This window comes from Shewanella sp. SG41-4, from assembly GCF_014164505.1.
Lineage (GTDB): Bacteria > Pseudomonadota > Gammaproteobacteria > Enterobacterales > Shewanellaceae > Shewanella.
The window spans coordinates 1-3,014 of record NZ_JACJFI010000369.1 but is presented as its reverse complement, the minus strand read 5'-3'; the positions used below and the strand labels follow the sequence as shown (position 1 = coordinate 3,014).

The following is a 3,014-nucleotide window of genomic DNA, read 5'->3' as shown; positions in this document are numbered from 1 at the left end:
TGATGAAGCCCATTTGGTACCCGATATTTGTATCAATTATTTTGGCAGTCATATATCCAGTCGCGAAATTGACCTATTGCTTAATGGCATCATTAAAATACACAAACAAGTCATTCGCGACAGTATTCAAATAGAGCAACTGTCGCAACGTGGGCTGCTGGCTTTGAGTGATTGGCACAACGCTATGTACGACAACCAAGTATCTGATTGGCGTAAAGTACTTGCTAATAAGCAATTAGCAACCGTGTCATGGGCACTACAACAATCATTAGCAGATCTTGCGAATGTGCTTCGCCATCATCTTGGCCGCGAAGACCTGCTCGATTTAGCGTTTGAACAATTACACGAGCTTGCTGAAAAGCTACAAGACTATTTTGAATGCAAAGACATGCAAGCGGCTTACAGTGTCGAGTTAGGCCCACGTTTTATCATGCTTAGGCTTAGCCCCATTAATGTGGCCAAACAATGTCAGCTGCTATTTGATGCCAAAACCCGCTGGATTTTTACCTCGGCAACGTTGCAAGTTAACCGCAGTTTAGGCCATTTTGCTACTGAGCTAGGCTTATTATCAGCGCAACAAATCATTTTAGACAGCCCGTTTGATTACCCTAATCAAGCGGTATTTTGTGTGCCGCGCCATTTAGGTAAAGTAGGGCAGTCGCAGCATACGGTAAAACAATTAGTTGATGTATGTGTTCAAGCCATCAATGCTGCTCAAGGGCGTACGTTTATATTGTTTACTAGCCATCAAATGCTCGAACAAGTTGCATCCGCTTTACAAGGTAAAGTCGCTTATCCATTATTGGTACAAGGCCAAGCGAGTAAACAAAGTTTGTTAACTAAATTTCGGCAATTAGGCAATGCTGTGTTGCTTGGTACCAGCAGTTTTTGGGAAGGCGTCGATGTACGTGGTAAATTACTCAGTTGTGTGATTATCGATAAGTTGCCGTTTGTGTCACCTGATGATGCCTTATACAAAGCACGTGCAGCTAATGCCGAACGTCAAGGACTTGACCCATTTAGCCATATTTCTCTGCCACAAGCCGTTATCAGTTTAAAGCAAGGAGTAGGGAGACTTATTCGCGATGAAAAAGATCGCGGTGTGCTTATCTTGTGCGATAACCGTATCGTTAATCGAGCTTATGGACAGGCATTTATTAATTCTCTGCCGCCAATGCAGCGTACACGTGACTTAGACCGTGCATTACAATTTTTAAAACAAATCCCTTAAGCTTTTTAAAACCTTGCGCATCAGTTATCATATTGAGTCTATTTGATGTTTTTTTATTGGGTAACCCATCATAATGCCAAAGTCGTTAACCATTCTCGCTCTTGATACTTGCACCGAAACTTGCTCTGCTGCGTTAACCATCAATGGCAACGTGTTTGCACTGATTGCTGATGCACCACGTGAACATAGCCAACGAATATTACCTATGGTTGATGAAGTGCTAGCCCAAGCCCAAGTAACACTGGCCGATGTGGACATGATTGCCTATGGCCGCGGCCCAGGCAGTTTTACCGGTATTCGTATTTGTACCAGTATGACCCAAGGATTAGCTTTGGGACTAGACTTACCTGTTATTGGCATTTCGACCTTAGCGGCAATGGCCCAATTAGCGATAACAGAGCAAGGTGCTACACAAATATTGTGTTGTATTGATGCTCGTATGAAAGAAGTATATTGGGGCCAATACATTGCCAAAGACGGCATTGCTACCTTGGTTGGTGAAGAGCACGTTAGCGCGCCAGAAGCGATTGAGTTAACACTCGACACACAACAAAATATTAGTGTTTGTGGCACCGGCTTTGAAGCTTATCCACAATTATTAACGATAGCGCCACACATGACGATATGCACCCAAGCGACCTATCCAGATGCGAAAACCATGTTAGTTTTGGCACAACAGGGCTACCAACAAGGTTTGCATACAACTGTCGATGAACTATCGCCTGTTTACCTTCGTGATACCGTTACATGGAAAAAACTTCCGGGTCGAGAATAGCCATTCCTGGTTATTTGACATAAAGTATAAGATACATATATAGGTAAATGGTGTCGTTAATGACGATAAATGCAGCTTTATCAATGGCAAATAATCAATCAGGCCCTATTAGCCTGAGCCAAGCTGTTGCCGGAAATCGGCCGATAACTGCGGCCCGTGAACCTATTATTGTTAATCCTTCTGCTGAAGAACGCGAAGTTCAAGGCATTGAAACTCGCAATATGGCCATTGTTGATGATTCAACTTTGTCGGCCAAACAACAAGCTCGTGTGGAATACGACCGTGATACACACAGTCAACGTGGCGCTATTGCTCAGTATTTATCGACACAGCATTCTGCTAAAAGAGACGAAATTCAACAAATGGTTGGTATTGATTTATATGCCTAATGTGCCGTTGTCTGCAACACCCAGTCGCAGCCGTTTTATGATTGAATTAGTGTTGGCTTTTTTATTGACTCGATTCCCCTATATCTCTATTCCTTTTAAATGGTTTGAAAGCTATTTTCATGAATTATCTCATGGTATTGCGACATTATTTACCGGTGGCTCGGTCAGCCATATCCAGCTATTTCCAAACGGCGCGGGCTTATGTTTTAGCCAAGGTGGCAGTAGCATATTAATTGCTTATGCAGGCTATTTTGGCGCTGCACTATGGGGGTATTCGATATTTTTAATGGCAACTCAAAAACAGACCATTAGATTTACCCTGACCTTACTCGCGTTGACGGTAGCTGCATCATTACTTTTTTGGGCTCGAGATGTATTAACCGTTGTTATTCTTAGTGTATTGATAATACTTTTTTTGTTACCACTTAAATTAAAAAATAGTAGTCTGTTAAACACCTTACTGCGTATATTAGGCCTAATGATTATTTTAAATGCCATGGCAAGTCCGATGGTGTTATTAGGGTTAAGCGGCCAGGGCGATGCAGTTATGTTAGCTAAAATGACTTGGCTACCTGCATGGTTATGGGTAATAACATGGCTCGCCTTTAGCGGATTTATG

At 42.5% G+C, this 3,014-nt stretch carries 4 protein-coding genes; all 4 read left to right on the top strand.

Annotated elements, in window-relative coordinates:
- Positions 1-1,231 (top strand): ATP-dependent DNA helicase (locus H5202_RS19740; RefSeq protein WP_182773568.1); only part of this gene is annotated, 1,231 nt, incomplete at its 5' end.
- Positions 1,232-1,304: 73 nt separating this feature from the next.
- On the top strand, positions 1,305-2,006 hold the full coding sequence (gene tsaB / locus H5202_RS19735; RefSeq protein WP_182773567.1) for a tRNA (adenosine(37)-N6)-threonylcarbamoyltransferase complex dimerization subunit type 1 TsaB: 702 nt from the start codon (positions 1,305-1,307) through the stop codon (positions 2,004-2,006).
- A gap of 59 nt (positions 2,007-2,065) precedes the next feature.
- Positions 2,066-2,395, top strand: coding sequence for a hypothetical protein (locus H5202_RS19730; RefSeq protein ID WP_182773566.1), 330 nt, complete (start codon positions 2,066-2,068; stop codon positions 2,393-2,395).
- A partial coding sequence (locus H5202_RS19725) for a M50 family metallopeptidase (protein ID WP_182773565.1) occupies positions 2,388-3,014 on the top strand: 627 nt, incomplete at its 3' end. The genes H5202_RS19730 and H5202_RS19725, both read left to right, overlap by 8 nt.

Bases quoted from the DNA above. Each gene is read 5' to 3' on its own strand.
- tsaB (WP_182773567.1), top strand. From the start codon at position 1,305: ATGCCAAAGTCGTTAACCATTCTCGCTCTTGATACTTGCACCGAAACT.
- H5202_RS19730 (WP_182773566.1), top strand. From the start codon at position 2,066: ATGACGATAAATGCAGCTTTATCAATGGCAAATAATCAATCAGGCCCT.